Annotated in this window: 13 protein-coding genes; 6 read left to right on the forward strand and 7 right to left on the reverse strand. The window is 53.6% G+C overall.

Going from position 1 to position 21581, the window contains the following annotated elements:
* Positions 1-333 precede the first annotated feature (333 nt).
* Positions 334-543, reverse strand: coding sequence for a hypothetical protein (locus ABD971_RS23070; protein ID WP_345325975.1), 210 nt, complete (start codon positions 541-543; stop codon positions 334-336).
* 166 nt (positions 544-709) lie between these two features.
* On the opposite strand from ABD971_RS23070, the gene ABD971_RS23075 reads away from it, so the two are divergent.
* The 5 genes from ABD971_RS23075 to ABD971_RS23095 all read left to right on the forward strand — a co-directional run bounded on the left by ABD971_RS23075 (position 710) and on the right by ABD971_RS23095 (position 11395).
* The gene (locus ABD971_RS23075) at positions 710-2281 is read left to right on the forward strand and encodes a sulfatase family protein (protein ID WP_345325978.1); all 1572 of its coding nucleotides are present in this window, start codon (positions 710-712) and stop codon (positions 2279-2281) included.
* A gap of 223 nt (positions 2282-2504) precedes the next feature.
* Complete coding sequence (locus ABD971_RS23080) at positions 2505-4253, forward strand: sulfatase-like hydrolase/transferase (RefSeq protein WP_345325980.1); 1749 nt, start codon at positions 2505-2507, stop codon at positions 4251-4253.
* 375 nt (positions 4254-4628) lie between these two features.
* Positions 4629-7469 (forward strand): hypothetical protein, encoded by a 2841-nt coding sequence (locus ABD971_RS23085; RefSeq protein ID WP_345325982.1) that lies wholly within the window; start codon positions 4629-4631, stop codon positions 7467-7469.
* Between the two features lie 9 nt (positions 7470-7478).
* On the forward strand, positions 7479-8969 hold the full coding sequence (locus ABD971_RS23090) for a DUF7133 domain-containing protein (protein WP_345325983.1): 1491 nt from the start codon (positions 7479-7481) through the stop codon (positions 8967-8969).
* An 80-nt stretch (positions 8970-9049) separates the two neighbouring features.
* The gene (locus tag ABD971_RS23095) at positions 9050-11395 is read left to right on the forward strand and encodes a glycosyl hydrolase family 95 catalytic domain-containing protein (RefSeq protein WP_345325985.1); all 2346 of its coding nucleotides are present in this window, start codon (positions 9050-9052) and stop codon (positions 11393-11395) included.
* A 309-nt stretch (positions 11396-11704) separates the two neighbouring features.
* Here ABD971_RS23095 and ABD971_RS23100 read toward each other — a convergent pair whose 3' ends face one another.
* On the reverse strand, positions 11705-12859 hold the full coding sequence (locus ABD971_RS23100) for a hypothetical protein (RefSeq protein ID WP_345325987.1): 1155 nt from the start codon (positions 12857-12859) through the stop codon (positions 11705-11707).
* A 1024-nt stretch (positions 12860-13883) separates the two neighbouring features.
* Here ABD971_RS23100 and ABD971_RS23105 point away from each other — a divergent pair.
* Positions 13884-16598, forward strand: coding sequence for a hybrid sensor histidine kinase/response regulator (locus ABD971_RS23105; protein WP_345325989.1), 2715 nt, complete (start codon positions 13884-13886; stop codon positions 16596-16598).
* Here ABD971_RS23105 and ABD971_RS23110 read toward each other — a convergent pair.
* The 5 genes from ABD971_RS23110 to rplM all read right to left on the reverse strand — a co-directional run bounded on the left by ABD971_RS23110 (position 16595) and on the right by rplM (position 21307).
* The gene (locus tag ABD971_RS23110) at positions 16595-17503 is read right to left on the reverse strand and encodes a DUF1571 domain-containing protein (RefSeq protein WP_345325991.1); all 909 of its coding nucleotides are present in this window, start codon (positions 17501-17503) and stop codon (positions 16595-16597) included. The genes ABD971_RS23105 and ABD971_RS23110 overlap by 4 nt on opposite strands.
* Positions 17504-17719: 216 nt before the next feature.
* Entirely contained in the window at positions 17720-19438 is a 1719-nt protein-coding gene (locus tag ABD971_RS23115; protein WP_345325993.1) for a hypothetical protein, read from the reverse strand.
* Positions 19439-19871: 433 nt separating this feature from the next.
* On the reverse strand, positions 19872-20093 hold the full coding sequence (gene infA, locus ABD971_RS23120; RefSeq protein WP_040764994.1) for a translation initiation factor IF-1: 222 nt from the start codon (positions 20091-20093) through the stop codon (positions 19872-19874).
* A gap of 253 nt (positions 20094-20346) precedes the next feature.
* Positions 20347-20760, reverse strand: a complete 414-nt coding sequence (gene rpsI, locus ABD971_RS23125) for a 30S ribosomal protein S9 (protein WP_339938859.1) — start codon at positions 20758-20760, stop codon at positions 20347-20349.
* A gap of 106 nt (positions 20761-20866) precedes the next feature.
* On the reverse strand, positions 20867-21307 hold the full coding sequence (gene rplM, locus ABD971_RS23130; protein WP_339938909.1) for a 50S ribosomal protein L13: 441 nt from the start codon (positions 21305-21307) through the stop codon (positions 20867-20869).
* Between the last annotated feature and the right edge of the window lie 274 nt (positions 21308-21581).

Below are 21581 nucleotides of genomic sequence, written 5' to 3' on the forward strand. Positions count from 1 at the left end.
TGGGGAGGCGGTAAACCGTAAGGGGAGGCGGCAATAATCGGAACGTTGTTTAGGCACAACGCTTTCCCCACACAAAGAGTTTAGAATTCATCTTCGATGGGTGATTGGATGAATTAGTTGCTCTATGAAGTATTTGCGCACAACCCAAAAAATTGGCCATGGTTCGCGTCCTGCGTGATCGCAATCAAGACATGCGAAAAGCGACACCAAACAGTGCCAACCACCTGCTGCGACCCCATCCTTTAGTGACCATGCTTTCGTGACAAACACCACCACCGCAGGCCATCTATTGCGAAACAATCCACCACTACAGCGAAGTGCAGTCGCTTGCCACTAACACACCACCCAGCGAGCGACAACGTTTAACGCATCCGTGGATCCCGCCACCTGATCGTTATCAACAAAAAACTGACGAGAAAATGCCAATTGTCCGATCCAGAGCGCACCGCCCGATCGACAGTAGCACGCGATCCTATCTTCCGTTAAAACCGCTTCGCCCATGGATTCGGCTACCGCCAGCATCAAACGACGAAGACGCGACATTTCGATGGGATCTTACGAAACCTGCTCGGCCGCGTCCTCTTGCACGCGGAAGTCCGCATTGCAATCGCCATTGCCATTACTAACATCGATTAGACTGTTGTGTCTGCACCATGCCGATTGTGTAAGCCTTTCACCCACCTGTGACGCTAGCGTCGAAAGCAAAAAGATGAAGTTCTCTATCACTACGATTTACGCCAGTATCATTTGGCTCGTGTTATGCCCGTGGATGACCGAGTTATCCGCAGCCGATTCAGATCGCCCTAACGTCGTGTTTGTTTTCTCAGACGATCATGCCGTAAACGCAATCTCCGCTTACGGTGGTCCGTTGGCCGAAGTGGCCCCGACGCCCAACATCGATCGCATCGCAAGAGAAGGAGCGTTATTTCAAAATTCGTTTTGTGCAAACTCGATCTGCGGCCCATCACGTGCATGTATCTTGACGGGGAAACATAGTCACAAAAATGGCTTCATGCGAAACGACGGCAAGGGCTTTGATTCGAGCCAATGGACGTTTGCAAAATCGATCCAAGCTAGCGGTTACCAAACCGCGGTGATTGGCAAGTGGCACTTGCACACGGATCCCGTCGGGTTCGATTACTGGGAGATACTGCCGGGACAGGGGCACTACTACAATCCCGTTTTCCTACAGATGGATGGCTCGCAGAAAAAGTTCGAAGGCTACGTCACGGATCTAACAACCGACAAATCAATTGAATGGTTACAGCAACGAGACAAGGACAAACCGTTCCTGCTAATGTGCCAGCATAAAGCTCCCCATCGAACGTTTGCACCGGCGCTCCGTCATCTGGGATCGCTAGACGAAGTGGAGATCCCTGAGCCTGCGACGCTGTTTGACAACTATGCCAATCGTTCTGCCACGCTGGCGAAGAACGAAATGGAAATCGATCGTCACATGACTTGGGCCTACGACTTGAAACTTCGCGACGATGAACGAGGTGATCTCGAGTTGCCATCCTTTCGAAATTACGGAACGCCTGAATACAACCGAATGACAAGCGAGCAGCGAGCCCAATGGGACGCTCACTTTGCACCGAAAAACGCCGAGTTCGTCCGTGACTATCGCGCCGGCAAAATCAATGACCGCCAGTTGGTGCAGTGGAAGTATCGCCGCTATGCACAAAACTATCTCGAAACAGTCAAAGCCGTCGACGACAGCGTGGGTCGTTTGCTGAAATACCTTGACGACAATGATCTGGCAAAAAACACTATCGTGATCTATTCGTCCGACCAAGGTTTTTACCTGGGCGAGCACGGCTGGTTCGACAAACGTTGGATGTTCGAAGAGTCATTCAAAATGCCTTTCGTGATTCGTTGGCCCGGAATGATCAAACCGGGTTCGCGACCAGAAGCCATGATTCAAAACATCGACTACGCACCGACTTTCATGGAGTGTGCCGGATTGCCAATTCCTGAGGAAGTGCAAGGACACTCGTTGATGCCCGTTTTACGTGACAGTTCTAAGAAGGTGCGAGATTCGCTGTACTATGCGTATTATGAACTCGGCGAACACGCGGTTCCGCAACACTTCGGAGTCCGCACAAAGGACCACAAACTGTTCTATCTTCCCGCGACCGACGAATGGCAGATGTTCGATCTAAACAAAGACCCGAGCGAGTTAGTCAACGTTTATCACAATCCAGAATACTCGGCCGTGAGAACCCAATTGTCACAAGAGTACGAACGTCTTCGTCGCAAATTCGACGCGCCGAACTACTAAGAAGCGATGACGGCTGGCAATGCCGTATAACCCAACGCTGTGAAGCATTTTTTGCTCAGAGGGTTTAACCAATTTTGCGTAGCGGAAGTCGTGCGTGACTTTCGCTCTATGGCGTATACCCCCGAAACTCTTGACGAGCTTCGCTTCCCATTGCTTCATAGCGTGACGTATCGCCGAAAACACGATTACGGGACTGACCCCCTTTTACGCTCGGAGAATAAGAATGCAACCGCTTGCCACCCTCGTTTGTCGCGTGCGATGGATGATTCCGTCGCTGATGCTTTGTCTGCTATGGACATCGTTTTTGCCCCCGTCGATAGCGGAACAGCCCAATGTCTTGTTCATTTCGGTTGATGACCTAAACGATTGGATCGGATGTTTAAAGGGACACCCTCAAGCCCGCACACCAAACATCGATCGACTTGCACAATCGGGAATGCTGTTCAGCAACGCTCATTGCGGATCCCCTGCGTGCAACGGATCTCGATCGGCCATCATGTCGGGTCAACCGGCCTACGTGTCAGGCATGTACGACAACCTGCAAAAAATGCGGAGCGTGATGCCTGACGCGGAATTGATCCCGAAGTATTTTTCGAAGCATGGATATTGGTCGGCCGGTTCTGGCAAAATCCTGCATTACTTCATCGATGCCCAGTCCTGGGATGAATACAATCCGCCCAAAGAGACCGAGGATCCGTTTCCAAGAACACTGTACCCCGAAAAACGTCCGGTCAGCTTGCCACGCGGTGGCCCGTGGCAATACATCGAGACCGATTGGGGAGGACTCGATGCCACCGACGAAGAGTTTGGAGGTGACTGGTTGGTCTCGAAATGGATTGGGGAACAACTAAGCCGCGAACATGACCAGCCCTTTTTCCTGGCCTGCGGGATCTATCGTCCTCATGAGCCCTGGTTCGTCCCTCGAAAATACTTTGACCAATTTCCGCTCGACGAGATTCAGCTTCCCCCCGGGTATGCTGCTGATGACATCGACGACCTGCCGCCCGCAGGGAAAAAGCTTGCCCGCAATCGCTATTTCGCTCACATCCAAAACGAAGGCCAATGGAAGAAGGCGATCCAAGGCTACCTTGCGTCCATCGCGTTCGCCGATGCGATGGTCGGCCGTGTGATCACGGCGTTAGAAGAGGGGCCCAATAACGACAACACGATCGTGATGCTGTGGAGCGACCATGGTTGGCATCTAGGCGAAAAAGAACACTGGCAAAAATACACCGGCTGGCGAGTTTGCACCCGCGTGCCGCTGATTGTTCGAGTGCCCCCAGGCACAAGTGGATTGGAACAGGGCACACAACCTGGCAGCGTGTGCCAGGCTCCGGTGAGTTTGGTAAGTCTGTATACAACCTTGATCGAACTAGCGGGCCTGCCTGCCAAAGCATCACTGCATGAACCCAGCTTGGTTCCGCTACTGAAAGACCCGAAAACCGCTTGGCCTCATATGGCGGTGACGCAGCTGATGACACCCGAGAACTTCAGTGTCAGCGGTTCACGCTATCGCTACATCCACTACGCCAACGGGGATGAGGAGCTGTACGACATCGAAACGGATCCGTACGAGTGGAACAATTTGGCCGGAGATCCAAAATTCGCCGAACCGCTTACACGACTGAAACAGCATGGTCCCAAAGATCCCGCAAAATTTGTCCCTCCAGCTGCCTCGTCGTTAACAAAATTAAAATGGCATCCGGCTGGATCGACGACGGTCCCGGCATCCAATCCGGATGGCAATCGCTTCAATGTGACCTTCTCGAATCAAAGCGGTCAGCCAGTCAAAGTTTTCGAGAGTGTTCGCGATGGGTCCCCTCAGCCCTTCGGAGTTTTGGAAAGCGGCTGGTCGAAACCGCAACTGACTCGCCCCGGCACTGTCTGGTTGATCACCGACACCAACGACCGACCGCTTGGTCATTTCGTTGTCGGCGATCGCACCGCCCAAGCGATCATCCCGAAACCTTAGGCGAGACCATCAGCATTCAACTCGCTGTGTGCGCGGATTCCTTGTTTCCTGAGGATTTCAAACAAGAATATGCAAAGCAGAGAGTTTAGGCTGTGGGGTGGCCTTTCAGGCAGTTGGGCAGGAATCATTGGGTGAAATCCCGTTAGCCGTTTGGGCCAACGCTGCGAAGCATTTCGTAGCGGAACTCGTCAAGAGTTTCGGGGGGCATACACCATGGAACGAAAGTCTTGACGACTTCCGCTACGCTAGATTGGCACAAATTAAGTACTCCTGAGATTGCGGCTAGACGAAAATCATATGTTTATTTGCCAATTGCATTTGCCAGCGGCAAGTCCGTGTCCATTTAGCCGAACCAACATCAGAGGTCGCGTCGTCGTGAAAAACGCTTGCTTTATCACGTTCATGATTCTTGCCTTGGTTCAGAGCGTCTTGCCCGTCCAGGGGCAGACGTTAAGCGAGCGTCTTGTCCAAGAAGACCCAATCAAGCTCGTTCAGCAGGCTCGTCAAAACGGTGACATCGTTCGCGGTGCGATCCTGTTTCACCAAGGCAACATCAACTGTGCGAAATGCCATCGGCCGATCAGCGAGAATGATCGCATTGCTCCCGACCTGAGTCGCTTGGGACAAGAGGTTACCGACGAGTCGATTGTCGAATCGATCCTGCAGCCTTCGAAGACGATTCGGCAAGGCTTCGAAACCGTTTCGGTCTTAACCGCCGATGGGCGTATTATCAATGGAAGCGTCGTTAGCCAAGACGATCAGAAAGTTGTTTTGCGAAGCAGTCAAAACATCGAACAGCTGATTACGATCGAGCAAGACGACATTGACGCGATCAAACCTAGCACCAAGTCGAACATGCCTGACGGATTGGCGAACGAACTAAAGGATCGCCAACAGTTCCTTGACCTACTTCGATACACCCTTGATCTGAAACAACGCGGTCCCACGGACGGTGCTTCGAACGAAGAAACAATGGTTCGTCGCGAACTAAGCGACGAGACCCAAGGGATCGTGCTGATCAAGAAGTTGAATTGCGTCGCCTGTCACGATTGGAAAACTGCCGAGACGCTACCGCCGCTGCAACACGCACCTGATTTGAAATGGTCCGCCAAATGGCTGAACCCGAATCAGCTCGCAGAATTCATCGCCGATCCCCAGCAGATCAAGCCTGGGACAAGCATGCCTCACATGCTCGGACACCTGGACGCCCCGCTGCGAAAAGATTCGGCAACAGCCATTGTTCACTTCCTAACATCCATCGCAGGCAACCGGATCGCGGGCAACCGGATCGCGGGCAACCGGATCGCAGGACAGGCGGATTCGGAGCAACACGCGGACCTGGGGCATGATGGCGAGGGAGCTCTCCGGGGCGAGACGCTGTTTCATTCAGTGGGCTGCGTTGCTTGTCACTCGCCACGCGATGCGATGGCGATCGAGCAACCGCTGGATGACTCGATTCCACTTGGCGATCTCACCGACAAGTACGACATCAATGCACTCACGGCGTTTCTAAAAAATCCGCATGCGGCTCGGCCCTCGGGCCGGATGCCGAACATGCAACTGACTCACCCCGAAGCTCTGGATCTGTCGCGTTACCTGCTGCAGCCGAGTGAGCATGGCGAAAACACGTCAACCTCGTCATGGGAAATTGACAGCAAGCTTGCGAGAAAAGGCAAACAACTTTTCGTAGAATTTCGCTGCGTCAATTGCCACACCGGCATCGTCGACACCGCTTCTTCCTTGACCAGTCTAGGTGCTCTCGCAGACCTCGACCCGGCGCGAGGATGTTTGTCTGGCGACCCAGGCGAATGGCCGGAATACCGTCTTGATGAACTCGACCAGCAACGCATTCAAGCGGCGCTACGAAGTTTGCCAACGGAGCTAACAGCGAAACAGGAAATCGACATCACGCTTGCGACGTTTAATTGTGTCGCGTGTCATCGCCGGGACGATGTCGGTGGCGTCACTGCGGCTCGCAGCCATCATTTTCAAACCACGAATCTGAATCTGGGTGAACAAGGAAGAATCCCGCCAACGCTTACCGGCGTCGGTGCCAAACTGAATGAAAAATGGATGCGTGACGTCCTGGTCAATCATCGCTCGATCCGGCCGTACATGAAGACTCGGATGCCTCAGTATGGCAAGCCGAACGTGAGCCGGCTGATCGAGCTGTTCCAATCCAACGACCGACTCTCTGATACGGAATTTGCGACTGTCGATGACCTCAAAGAGATGCAAGAGCTGGGGCTGAAGATCGCTGGAAACCAGGGACTCAATTGTGTCGCCTGCCACACATTCAGGTACGAACAATCCGACACGATGCCCGCCGTCGATTTGACTGAAATGGCAGAGCGACTGAAGAAGGATTGGTTTTACCAGTACATGCTGGATCCCCCACGATTTAGCCCCAACACCGTGATGCCATCCTTTTGGCCTAATGGGAAAGCCATCCGGCCCGACATCGTGGGCGACGCAAAATACCAAGTGGAAGCATTGTGGCAATACCTGCTCGATGGCCGGCAAGCCCGTACGCCCCGAGGCCTAATCGTCGAACCGATTGAGTTGCTTGCCAGCGATGAAGCCGTCATGCTTCGCCGCAGCTATCCGGAAATCGGGAAACGTGGCATCGGTGTCGGTTATCCGAACCAGGTCAATTTGGTGTTCGACTCGGAACAGATGCGGTTGGCAATGATCTGGAAAGGGAAATTTGCGGATCCAGGCGGGGTCTGGCGAGGCCAGGGACATGGCACGGTGCGGCCGCTCGGTGACCATTTGGTCCGCTTTGCTCGGGGGCCTGAGATCGACGACCCGGTATCCCCTTGGATCGTGGACGACGGTCGGCCTCCGCACCACCGATTCAAAGGTTACTCGCTCGATGAAAAAATGCGTCCGCAATTCAACTACGAATTCGACAATGTGACTGTCCGTGATTACTACGTCGACGCCATCGACTCTTCGAAAAACGCTCCCTTTATTCGCCGCACACTGACACTGAAATCGAGCTCCGGTGAAAGTAGCATCTCGTTTCGTGCTGCGGCGGGAAAGACGATTAAGCAAACCGATGACGGCAATTTCCTTGTCGACGATCGACTACAGATACGCGTTGACGAAAAACACGTTGGCACGATTGTGAATCAACCCAACGCCCAACACCTTCGCATCCCACTGAAAGTGAACGAGGGCGTGACGCAATTGACCCTGGAATACAGGTGGTAAGGAATTGAAATGAGAATCCTGATTGTTTTCATAGTAATGCTGATTTCAGTGGGGACGCTGCGCGCCGAGCCTCTGGGTGAGTATTGGGGGACCGCAGAACAGGAAGCGAAATACTATCGCATCGTTGACATTCCATTCCCCGACGAGATGGCACTCGAGGCCAGCAGTTTCGAAGTGCTGCCGGACAATCGATTGGCAATCGGCACTCGTCGTGGCGACATCTATTTGGTCACTGGCGCAATGGATCAATACCCGAGTACCAAGTTCCAACGGTACGCAGCGGGGTTGGATGAAATCATGGGACTGTCTTACCAAGACGGCTCCTTTTTCGTCACGCAACAAACCGAGGTAACTCGGATCACAGACACCGACGACGATGGCCGTGCCGATCAATTCGATACACTCAGCGATATTTGGGGCTTTCGCAATTACCACGAATTTGCCTTCGGTTCCAAACTCGACCCCGACGGCAACATTTGGGTCGCACTGTGTTTGTCAGAGTCCTACCAATCGAAGGTGCCGTTTCGTGGATGGTGCGTGAAGGTAACGCCCGACGGCCAGACCATTCCCATTTGCAGCGGCATTCGAAGCCCTTGTGGTATCGGACCGAACGAACATGGCGTCATGTTTTATGCCGAAAGCCAGGGACCTTGGAACGGTTCGTGCTCGTTAAAGGTGCTGCAGCCAGGCGGATTCATGGGGCATCCTGCAAGTTTCAACTGGTATCCGTTGGCGAAAGAACTTGGACCAGCCCCCATCGTTCCCAACACGCCATCACGTTTGCTCACCGAAAGCAAACGGGTGAAAGAGCTTGTTCCCTACGCGGTGGTATTTCCGTACCGAAAAATGGGGCGCTCGATTTCAGGTTTTATGGTTGATGACACCGGAGGCAAATTCGGACCGTTTGAGAACCAAATCTTCATCGGCGACTTTAGTCTCAGTGTGATGATGCGTGCGACCACCGAAAAGGTGAACGGGGTATGGCAAGGCGCCTGCTACCCGTTCCGAGAAGGCCTGGCAACAGGCCTGCTCGCGTGCCAGTTCACTCCGCGTGGCGACTTGATTGTGGGAGGCACCAATCGTGGCTGGCCAGTCCGCGGACCGCGACCTTATGCCTTGCAGCGACTTGATTGGACCGGCCTTGTGCCGTTTGAAGTAAAGGAAATCAACGCTCGCCCAAATGGCTTCCTGGTCACATTTACCAAACCAGTGGATCGCGAAATCGCGTCTCAGCCCGAATCCTACTCGCTCTCGACCTACACGCATCTTTATCGACAAGCTTACGGTAGTCCGGAAGTCGACCATACCACGCCTCAAGTTACCGGCGCCAAGGTTTCCGCCGACGGATTGCAGGTGCATCTGCAAATCGATGGACTGGTCCAAGGGCACGTTCACGATTTTGATTTTCACAAAGTGCGGTCAAGCGAGGACGCTCCTCTGGTGCACTCCAATGCCTACTACACGCTGAACGAAATTCCGCGGTCTCCGATCGCTGATTGATTTGCTGCGGCCGAATAACTTGAATTGAAAGAGCCGATGCTTGCCTTTCGCCAAATCCATTTTTTAAAAGAGCGGTCCTGATGCTGTTAAAGACACGGTATTCATGCTGGGTTGTCATCCAAACGATTCTCTGCGTGTTTGCAGCAGTCAATGTGAATGGTGTCTTCGCGGCAGACACCGTGACCGATGCCGTCGACTGGCCTGCCATGCTCGCCCACTACGATCTCCGCTGGAACCGGCTGCCACAGACTTGGAAAGAGGCACCGTTTCTTGGCAACGGCGAACAGGGCACGATGATGTACCAGATCGACGCCAAGACGCTTCGCTGGGACGTGGGAAACTCCGCAGCTCACGATCATCGTCCCTTCGAACAGGACGATTTCACCGAAAAGAATGCGCCGGTGCTCAATCGCGGCCGGCACTTTATCGGTCATCTACGGGTGATCTTCCCCGAAGCGTTGGTCGCAAGTGATTCTAGGTTAAAGCTATGGGATGCGGAGGCAGTCGGGACAATCCATTCGGCTAACGGCGTGGCCCGCTGGACAACGATGGTCCATGCCACCGAGCCCGTGATGCGACTGGAGCTTAGCACCGAAGGCGGACTCGACGGGGCAAGATTCTCCTACGTGCCCGAACAAGCCACCAACCCTCGCGCGATTCGTGCCAAAACACCCCGCGAACCCGCAAACCCTCCACCGGTGATCAACAAGTTTGCCGATGGCGTGCAAGTGGCAGTACACAACCTGCAAGCTGGCGGCCAGACGGCGGTGGCTTGGTTGACGGTGAAATCGGGTCATCAACAAACTCTCTGGTTAAGTGTCAAGCACAGCTATCCAGAATCGGACGCCTCGGCGCAAGCGGTGTCGTCGGTGCGAACTGCTGCCGCAGCTAACTCTACCGAGTGGACCACGCGACATCGCGATTGGTGGCACCGTTATTATCGTCAAAGCTTTGTGGCGACCGGCGATCGTTTTTGGGATGCATTCTATTGGATCCAGCAATACAAATTGGCCAGTGCGACCCGAGATAAAGGTTGGATCATCGACAACCAAGGTCCCTGGCTACAACCCACTGCCTGGAACGCGATATGGTGGAATTTGAACGCTCAACTGTCGCACAGCGGATTCGCGACAGCAAATCGACGCGAGATGGGCTCGGCGCTGAGTCACCGTTTGTACCTGTGCCGAGACAACCTGACAAAAAATGTCGCTGCGGCCTACCAGTCCGACTCTTACGCACTGGGGCGTAATACTTCCGGCTGGGATTTGCTCGGTCACGCTGGGCAACCGGGTACCGGACGTCCTCCGATGGACGCAAGCATCGGAAGGGAATGTGGAAATTTGCTATGGGCGTTACACAACGTCGATTTAGAGTATCGATATTGGCAAGACACCTCGCTACGCGATCGGGTGCTTTATCCGCTGTTAGTACGTGCAATAAACTATTACCGTCATTTCTTGACCGAAGAAGCGGACGGCTATTTGCATTTGCCGGAAACCTACAGTCCCGAATACCGACGGGCCGCCGATTGCACGTATGACTTGGACCTGCTTCGCTGGGGGAACGCTCGACTTCTTTCACTTGCCGTGGAGATGGGAAAAACGGAAACGGGCGAACCTTTGATCGCCACATGGCGAGAAATCCAAGCGAAACTTGTACCGACTCATGTCAACGAAACTGGGCGAATGATCGGGCGTGACGTTGCTTTAACAGGTCGTCATCGGCACTTTTCCCATTTGCTCGCCATTTATCCACTATGCACGCTAACGCCCGAAACCGCAGCGGACCGCGAACTGATTGAAACGAGTCTGAACCATTGGCATAGTTTTGGTGGTGCGATGGCAGGTTACTCGCTGACCGGCGGCGCCTGCTTGTCAGCGATTCTCGGTGACGGAGATCGAGCACTGGATTTTCTCAATGGGCTGAAATCGTTTCTACACACAAACACGTTTTACTCCGAAGCGGGCGGTTTGCCTGTGATTGAGACTCCACTGCACGGTGCCACCACGATCCAGGAGATGGTACTGCAAAGCTGGGGAGGGCGTCTGCGTGTATTCCCCGCTGTCCCACAAAAGTGGAGCGACGTTCAATTCCACAAACTCCGGTGCGAGGGAGCCTATCTTGTCAGTGCTCGTCGCGAACAGGGCACAACCAAGTGGACACACGTGTCGGCGGAAGTCGGAGGCAGCGTCGAAGTGCAACCGCAATTGGTAGATGCGCAATGGACTGGGTCCGAAGGCGTGCAGGTCAAGGTTCTCGAACCGGGCGTCTATCAAGTGGACTTGCCCAAAGCGGGATACGTGTTGTTTTGGCCCCAAGGCCAGCAGCAACCCGAAGCTATTGTTACTTCGGTCCCCCGACATGGAATGGAACATCGCTTTGGTTTAGTCGACACCAACGGCACGCGTGACTCGAAAGAAGAGTAAAACGCCGCAGTTGGTGCCGCAGTTGGTGCCTGCCGCAATTGGTGCCAGCCACCATCTATATTAACCAATTGGTGCCAGGCACCCTATCTGCTACTATCTGCTATCTGGAGTGATGTTGGGGACTGGTGTTGCAACTTGGCGCACTTGCTTTTGCGAGAATCCGAACTCGTTGCGATTCATGCTCGCCAAAGAGTTGCCAACGATCGGTACAAAAGACGTAGCGGGTGCAGACATCTCGTTGAGAGGCTGGATTTTTGCTGACAATGCACTAAATCTTCGCAGCACTCGGATTCTGCGAAATGCGATACCCTACACGAAGCAAGCGGATGCACTGGATTGGCCGCGGTGCCAATGGTGCCCCGTACGCTCCGCATCGGCTTGCATCGACTCGGAGCGTCCCACACAAGTCGAATGACCAAAATACTCTTTCCAGTGCCACACCAAGTCCTGCCACATCGATGCATCAATACCGAGCGCCGCAAGTGTTTTGGCCATGCCCGCGGGAACTGTCGCTGCATCATCACCGTGTTTGGCGGTCCAGCGGAGGAGTCGAAGATAGTCGTTAAGTGACAAACTCAGAAAACCACGGTCGCTGCTGCGAAAACCATCGTTGTGCGTTTGAGGTTCGCTGGAGAGTGTACAGGGGTCGAGCGGCAGCGGAGCGAGCCAACCGTCGCGGCGCACCTTGCGTCCGGTCGGATTCTTACGCCTCGCACGCCGCTCTTGACGGAGCTTCTTGACGGGCGTGTTGCGTATCTTCTCGACCGCCTCGTCGGTCGGAATCGGCTTCAAGTCGAATGCCGCTGAATCGATCTGTTTGCCTTTCTCTGCTTCAATGCGATCAAAGGCGGAGGTATGAGGCGAGTGGTCGGGGGAATCCGCCATCGCAGCTCGCACCGGATTTAGGTCGACGTACATGCTGCAAGCCAACAGCCCTGTCTCATCGACGATTCGCTGTGCTTTGAAACGGCCTTCCCAAAAATGCCCCGTGCACTCGTCGACCTTATTGGCTCGGCGGGCGATCGGCTCTGAAAGCGCCCGCATGAACCACGAAATGTCCGACAGTCGCTGCCGAATCGTGCCCAATCGCTGCTTGTCACGGACGAGCGTTTGGATGTCATTTTCCGTCGGCTCGGCGAGATGCTCTTCGAGCCGACGGCCTGGGTAGACTTTCAACCAGCGGATTGCGACGTCGCGATCGGACCATTCCGCTAAGACATCCGGCCGATTGCGAACGATCAAGTGCATATGGTTGCCCATGATCGCATATGCAAGCATATCAACGGCAAAGGCAGATGCTAGCAATTCCATGCGTCGCCGAATCCACTCGCGGCGGCAAGAATAGTCCTTGCCCGTGGCCCCATCGATTCCTGCCAGGAAGGCACGGCGGACGCACCGCTGTGTCACGTTGACGATACAGACTTGGTCAGGGCTGAATTGCTCAGCTCGTGGTGGTCGCGGCATCAGACACCTCCGCGTGTTCGAGGGACGCTTCGACTACTGGTATTAGAGCCGAAATCCACCGCAAGTCAAATTTGGGTGCCTGGCACCAACTAGGTCAAATTTGGGTGCCTGGCACCAACTAGGGAGCAAAGAGGGTGGCTGGCACCAAATTTTACTTTTACAAGCGGCAATATCTCCGCGACACACCTCAAAATCATTTTGACAACAAATGTGCCGGGCACGCTGCCACGCTTCACTGGCTCACCCAAATCCCCTCAGCCCACCCAGCCCCCCCTAAACAGATCGCCGCAACCGCCTGCCGTTAGTAGATACACGTCGTCCGGTGCCCCCGAATCCCTGCTGCTTCAGCGTGAGACCGCTTCGCTTGATGCAAACCGTTGCGACAAAAGAAGTTGCGACGCCCGCTGTTGCGTTGACATCGCCGCGACAGCCCGAGCCTCGCCTTATGTCGACTCTTAGCCTTTTACCACCGCAGATTCAAATAGGTGTACATTACTGATGACACCGCCCTCTTTCCGCTAAAACAGGAAGGTAATAGCGGAATAGCAGGAGCTGATTTCAGGTTACATTTGCATTAAGCAGCCCCACAGATGCTTGGAGTTGAAGTTGTCCAATCGCTTGGCCCATCTTATGCTAAGGCCACACACCTTAGGGCCAGAAACGACGCGGCATTTCCCACCCATCGCCGCTGCCCCCCTTCCCCCCCTTTGCCCTCCCCAAATCGTCATCAGATTGCCCCATCTCGCAACACTCCCCTCCCACGCAGTAACCACGTGACTACTTGTTCAATACAATCTTGTCCTACGACTGCAACGCTCCTGTGCCTCGGCATCCTGCCATGCAAAGGGACTCCAGCAATGCGGCCTGCTTTGTACGATCCCCGCGCCCCTCGTTTGCTTACCACCGAAAACCTACAACGCTCTCGACCTGAATCAGATATCGCCTAGGCGATGTCCGATAGGGAACACCCGAGGACCCGCCATCATCAAATCAAACCGGTCGGATGGGGCAAGAGGATTGTTTTATGCATAGAGAAACGAAGCTTCGACCGACTCCCAACCGCATCGATTCACTGCTGTCTTACTTGCTAGTCGGCAGCATTGTGTTGATCGGTTGCGGGATGTTCTATCTACGCGAAACGAAACATCTTGAACAAGCGTTGCTTAATGAAGAACGCAGCCGCATCGATACATTTGCTCAGCATATTCAATCAAGTTTGCATCCCGTGGCCGACAACCTCCGGCTACTGGTCAATGACGGCAGTTTGATTTCTTACGTAACCACCGGTCGCCCTGCGGCGCTCGAGCGAGCGATTCAGCAAGCCGTCGTCTTCAGCCGGCTTAAACCCGAATACGACCAGATACGCTATTTGAATTCACAAGGGTTCGAGGTAATGCGTGTCAATCAGCCAGGCCAGGTCGTTGCCCCAGAGAGGCTGCAAGACAAATCCGACCGTCGATATTTCCGAAAAGCAAGCGAGCTCGCCAAGGGAGAACTCTACCTTTCCGCATTCGACCTGAACGTCGAACATGGCGAGATTGAACAACCGTTTCGCGAAGTGTTGCGGTTTGCGATGCCAGTATTTGACGAGACAGGACAGCGGCGCGGGGTCTATGTGATTAACTATCTCGGCGCCAATACACTCGCACACCTCGAAGAAATGCGTCCCAAGACGCAACACCGCTTGCGGATCATTAATGACGACGGCTATTGGCTGAAAGCCGCCAAGCCGGAATTAGAATGGGGATTCCTGTTCCCTGAGCGACAAACAAATCCACTAAGCCAAACGGACGCCGAGCTGTGGAGAAAAATCCAGACCCATCCGCGAGGCCAATCGCGAACGTCATCAGGGTCGTTGACTTGGCGCAAAGTGGGATTGAAGGAGAGTGTCGCCGACGATTCGAACACCAACTCCGTCATCGCAGAGGAAAAGTTTATCGTCGTCGCGTCCGAGATTTCTGACGCGGAATACGCCGAAATCTTCCTTCACATACGCATCGTGTTTGCGATCGCAACGGCAACTCTACTTGCGATCTCGCTTTTTTCAATTCGCGCCATTCGCTCGAAGCAACTCGCCAGCGAATCACTACGACGCAGCCAAAAGAATCTCAAAGAATCACAGCATACGATTGATCACGCGGTTCAGGCACGAGATGCAGCCGAACTTGCAAATCAAGCCAAGAGCGATTTCTTGGCCTCGATGAGCCATGAGTTGCGTACTCCGCTGAACGGCATCTTGGGGATGAACGAATTGTTGATGCAGACCGAATTAACCAAGCAACAACGTAAATTCGTCGATGCGGCACACACCTGTGGTCAATCGTTATTGCAACAAATCAATGACATCCTTGATCTGTCCAAAATTGAAGCGGGAAAGATCGAACTCGAGATCCAAGAGCATGATATTGAATCGCTCGCCTATTCAATCACCAGTATGTTTTCGCTCAGCGCTCAACAGAAAGGGGTCCCCTTGCTGTGCCACATCGATCCACGTATCTGCGTGAAAGCTCGCTGTGACGGAAATCGCCTGCAGCAAATCCTTGTAAACCTTGTCGGCAACGCGGTGAAGTTTACAAAATCTGGACGCATAATTTTGCGGGCTGAATGTATCGAGCAAAAACAGCAACAGATGCGAGTCCGTTTCTCTGTCGAAGACACCGGTATCGGCATCCTCGCCGACCGACGTGATCGCTTATTCAAACCGTTTTCACAGGTGGACCCCTCCGCTTCACGCGAATTTGACGGTACCGGATTGGGGCTTTCGATCTGCAAACAACTGGCGGAATTTATGGGTGGTGAGGTCGGCGTGGAAAGCCAGGCGGGCGTCGGGTCAACATTCTGGGTGGAACTCGATCTGGAACTGACCACCGAGGAACCGTCTGTTGAAACGCGACGCAAAGCCCTGGCGGGAATCTGCGTGGTTTCGGTGGATACGAATGAAAGCGAACGCAAACAAATCTACGACAGTCTGCGAGCATGGGGCTGCCCCTTCAAACTAGTCGATACACTTGCCGAAGCACTACGAGCGATCACCGACGCAGAAACCAAAGGCACCCCCTTCTCACAAGTACTACTGGATTGCCGCGGTATCGAGGGCAACCCTTATGCGACCATCAAAGAATTTGCGAAGAAGTGCCCACTGCCCCTGATTGGCATGGGAGCGAACTTTGATGACACAACGCTTGAAAAACTGAAACAATCCGGGGTGCAAAATGTGCTACTCGATCCGGTGCGACCGAGTGCGTTGTTTGACGCATTGGCAGCGGGCATCCACAAACCGGCCGCGAAGCAAGCTCCGGACTGCGACTCAAAAGAGACACCGCAGAGGGAAACGTCACAGTTTATGGGGCATGTCTTGGTCGCCGAAGACAACTGCATTAATCAGCTGTATGTCTGTGAACTGCTTAAACACATCGGCTGCAGTTACGACGTCGCACAAAATGGCGACGAAGCAGTCTCATTGACCAGCGAACATCACTACGACGTCGTTTTGATGGATTGCCAGATGCCTGAGATGGACGGCTTTACTGCGAGCCGTGAAATCCGACGTCGCGAACGCAACTCGGAACCATCCCACCGTTTGCCGATCATTGCGTTAACCGCCAACGCCCTGACGGGAGATCGAGAGCGGTGTTTACAAGCAGGGATGGATGAATACCTTAGCAAGCCGATCGAGTTCGAGACGCTACGACAAATGCTTGCCAAATTTCTACACAAGGCAGCCGCCGCCAATCCTTAAGGATATCCATACTCGGGATTCTTCGGATCGAAATCCAATTCAGTCAAATCCACGTTGGTTTGAATATCATGATAGGTGTAAGACTCTTGCAGCGGAGCGACCTCATCCGCTGACGAAGGCCAACCAAAACTGCGATAGCGAAGAATCAATTGACGCGTCGGATCGATCACGATTTCCGCCAGCGAAAAATCACCTTCTTTTCCCGACGGCTTCGCTCGCTTGACTTGGATTAAGTCGGCCGAAACGTTATCGAGCAGAAAGTCACGCGTGATTGTGACCTGGATATCTGGGTTCCCGAGATCCTGCTGTCCGCGTTCGATCAGCTTTTCGACAAGACGTACGATTCCAATTTCTGAAATCGGATAGCGTTGGCCTCGCATCGCCAAAAAACCATTGGGATCCAGCGGAGGAATGGGAGCTAGGCCCAACAACCCCGTCTCGTGAACCAACAATTTTCCATCATGCAAATCCTCGGCCCAGATGACTTCGCGTCCTTTGACCGATTCCGGGGCAAGGAAGTGCAAATAGACACGCTTGCCTGCCGTCTCATTGCCATCGCGAAATCGTGTCTGTACTTTCAACTGCATTTCGGTTTGCTCGCCAAGCACGCCGCTACTATCGACTTCCTGCTTGACGAACCGCGCGGTGTAGCTGTGCAGAGAACGCGCCATCGCGGCACGCGCTTGAGTCGCGATCTGAATCACTTCCTCAAGCGACGACTCTCGCGTCTTCGGCTGCAGTGCCGCGTCATCACTATCATGCGATGTCGAATCCGAGAGATCGGTAGGCAACACCCGCTCGGAACTTCCACGCCCCGAACTGGTAACTGCATTAAATAACAACACCACTGCGACCACCCCAAAGGCAGCGCCGCCAAGCAGCACATGTTTATTTAGCAATTTCATACTACGAAACTCGATTGAATACAAAAAGCGTCGATTGTCGATAAATCCAAATCCCTCGGGGCCAGTGCCCCGTGCCCACTATGTCAAGAGCAACGGAGTGTTCTTTTTTGTAGCGGAGCGGCAAGGGTGTCAGCCCTCCCATGTCCACTACCGACAATAAAAAAGTCGGCCTCCAAAGAGGCCGACCTACAAACGTCTACGAATCGCGTTGGCGAATTAGAAGTTGCCGTTGTTCTGCATTTTCTGCTGCTGAACTTGACGCACTGCGGCACCTACTGCCTGCAACACACCTTCGCTGACCAGCATTCGCGATTCCTGTCCATTGACGATCGATTTTTGCACGACCATGACGTCCCCACCATCGCTTGCTCGCGACAGCGTATCGATCATCGCGGCGATCACCTCGTTCGTTTCGATCGATTGGGCGTATTGCAGAATCGGCAGCAATTGGACACGGAATTGACCCACCGGACGCACACCACCTTGGTCACTGGCCCCTGAATCGATCAAGTTTTTCATTAACGATTCGCTGTCTTTGCCCACAGCAACAAACACCGACTTGGCCCCCGTTCCCACATGGACTCGCAATTTGGGACCGAACATTTTCTGCAGTTCGTCTTCCCCCTGCGGCACATCGGCTTCGATCAAATGCATCGTGACCCCCTTGTAGGTGCTTACGTCAAACGAAAACTTCGGAGCCTTAGGCTCGTTTTGAATCTTGGCTGCCAAGTCTTTGACAATTTGAGCCGCCTCATTGCCATCGGCAACAAAACCGCCAAACACGAATTGGAAATCATTTTGGTTGGCCAACAACAGAGCGCCCACGTCTGCTTTGCCTTCTTTCACCGAACGGCTGGCGAGATCAATGATCCGTTGGACCAGAGCTTCGACATCGTCACGCTGAGCATCGGACAAGTCGTCAGATTGATCCAACGCGGCACGAATGGCTCCGGTTGCATTTTCGAGACTTGCACTGACCTGTTCGACCGCCTGAGGACCGATCGACATCGCCGTGTGATAGTAGGCAGCCGCATCGTCACGGATGACCGAAGCAAACTGCGATGGAATCGCTTGTTGGCCACCGTACATCGCGGCCAACTCGCTGCCGGCAACCGCGGTGAAGGATCCTTCGAACATCAACTGCTTGCCCGCTTGATCGATATTCCAGCCGATCTTGAGCTCGTCGGTATCTTGGATCAATTGCTCGATTTGCTTGATCGAACTTTCGGCCATTGCCTTGGTGCCTTCGGCATCCGCTTGGTCTTGCTTGGAAATCGCTTGCTCGAACCCTTGACGAAGCTGAGCAACAAGCATGTTGCGAGTTTCGGTGGGTACCAATTGCATTCTCAAGCGAATCGCGATGTCATAATCGTTGCCCATTCCTTCAAACAACGATGCGGGGTCGGTTGGCGCCAGGGCAAGCAAGTCGCGGTTGCGAGCGATCGCGGCCCACGTGCCAACTTGGCGGATATAGACGGTGTTCGCTCCGACTGCGATTACAAGCGTGCCGTCATCGAGTTCATCCGCAGGCCCGGTTTGAGCTTCCAAACGCTTGAGTACCGTTCGAACGTCGGCGGTTGGCAACAACGCAATCGGTTCAGGCGTTCCGTTGACAAGCGGAACGATAATGCCAATCGGTTGATTCAGATCAACGCCTTGAGTGAACGTGCCGGCCATCATCTGAAAGATTCCGCCGTATTGAGGCTGGCCCACAACGCCGGTCAAGTAGTTGATGTCTTGCATCAATTTATTGACGGACCCCAGCGTGACGACCACGACAGGCTCGGTGGCATCCGTGACGACCGTGCCGCCTTCGGCTGCCGGTGCCGTGCCTTGAGCGCGAACGAGCGAATGCGAACTAGCAAACAGCGTTGCGGATGCAAACGCAACGACTGCAAAAAGTCGGTTGACCGTAATGGAACAACGGAAAGACATTTTCAAACCATCCTTAGGGAATGCGAAGCAAGTGTTTCAGAAATCATGTACCCGGACTTTAACTGTGAAGGCAAGCCAAAGACATCTAGCGAGCCAATCCGGAGTCTCTATCTAAGTTACCCACACTGAACCGCAATAGTTTCATCCAAGCTCAAGAATGCAACAACCCACCTCAAGATCACTCGCGTGCTAGCTGCAATCACAACCGCTGAAACGGGGGGGGGCAGTGGGCGCACACACGCGTTGGTGCCGAGCTATCAAGCCAGAACAGGGATCGATGGCGATCCAAACCTATTGAACGACCACCCGAAAGATCCACCACCCAAAGCACCCGAAAGACATCAGTGGTGACGCGCATCGACAATGGAGCGCAATGACACCCGAACGCTGGCCAAGAGGTGCCCAAGAGAGAGAGGGCCAGCGGATGTGAACGCTATCGTTCCCGGAAAATGATTCGACCTTTGGTCAGATCGTAGGGCGACAATTCAACTCGCACCTTGTCACCCGGAACAATACGGATGAAGTGTTTACGCATTCGGCCGGCAACATGCGCCATTACTTCGCTGCCGGTCTCAAGCTGGACACGGAAACGAGTATTAGCGAGTGCCTGGGTTACAGTACCTTCGACTTCGAAGGCCTCTTCTTTCTTTGCCAAGAGACAAAACCTGTTTCGTTTGAGGGTATTCGCTGGTATTTACAACAGCAGAAAGTGGCATCGATTCCTACAGGAACGCTCGATCGTTCGTAAGAGCACACCTCTTACGAACATTCATTTACGAACGCTCATCATTCCCGAAAGAACCATGATCGGAGAACAAACTAACCCGCCAAGATGGCGGGAAAGTGATTTCCCATCAAATGGGAATGCATATTTCGTGCCACAGTTCTCTTTTGAAAAAGAGCCGCGATTAACGCTTGCTGAACTGGACACCCCGGCGAGCACCACGAAGACCTGGCTTCTTTCGCTCTTTCATACGCGAATCGCGGGTCAAGTAGCTGCCATCGCGAAGCGGTTCGTGCAGTGCTTCGTCGTAGCTAACCAAGGCACGCGCCAGTCCCATACGGACGGCACCGCTTTGGCCGGTCATGCCGCCGCCGCTAACACGGACAAGCACATCGACCTGTTCGTTCAAACCAACCGCATCGAGCGTTTGCGTGATGCTGGCTTGGTCTTGAGCGTTAACAAAATACTCACCGATCGGCTTCGAGTTTACTACGATCTTGCCGCTTCCAGCACGAACTCGCACGCGAGCTACACTGCTTTTACGACGTCCCGTACCGAGGGCGTCACCGTTGATTTTGTCCTTTTTTACAGCGACCATAAATATCAGTCTGGTGTTTAATTTTTTTCAGATGGATTAACAGCACGTGCGGAAAATCCGTCACGCATCAAATAGAGGGTAACTAGCAGAGCAAACTCTACCAGATTTACTTATCGCTACTGGCTTTCTTGCCAACTCGTTGCAAAACGACTGGCTGCTGTGCCGTGTGAGGGTGCTCGGAACCCGCATAAATCTTCAATTTCTTGAGCATTTGGGTTGCCAATTTGTTCTTAGGCAACATGCGACGCACCGCGTGGAAGATCAAATCTTCGGGTTTGCGTTGTTGACGATCGCTGTAGCTTTCCAAACGCAATCCAGGATGCCCGGTGTACCAAGTGTAGTGACGAACGTCCATTTTGCGGCCGGTCATGGCCACTTTGTCGGCGTTGGTGACGATCACAAAATCGCCGCAATCGACGTGCGGAGTGTATTCAGGGCGATGTTTTCCCATCAGCACGACGGCGATATCGCTCGCCAACCGACCGAGAACTTCGTCGGATGCATCGACGATGTGCCACTGCTTATCAACTTCGCCAGACTTGGCCATGTATGTTCGTTGAGCAACCACGAGATTGACTTTATTTATCGAGAGCTAAAGGGTGTTTTGAGGTTGAGCCGCCTACGTACGGGTTACCCCGGTGGCTGGCGAGAATCGAGGAATTTATCGGGCAGGGCGGTTAACGGCAAGGCCTTTCGTTCTAGATTCCCGCTGAATTGCCATGATTTCCCGCCAAAGATGCCGTCTGGGAAACAATCGACCACCTCAAAAAGTTGAATTTAAGTTATCCAGAGGATCGATAAGATCGCCAAAACCGGCCACT

It is taken from the genome of Novipirellula rosea (genome assembly GCF_039541335.1).
GTDB classification, from domain to species: domain Bacteria; phylum Planctomycetota; class Planctomycetia; order Pirellulales; family Pirellulaceae; genus Novipirellula; species Novipirellula rosea.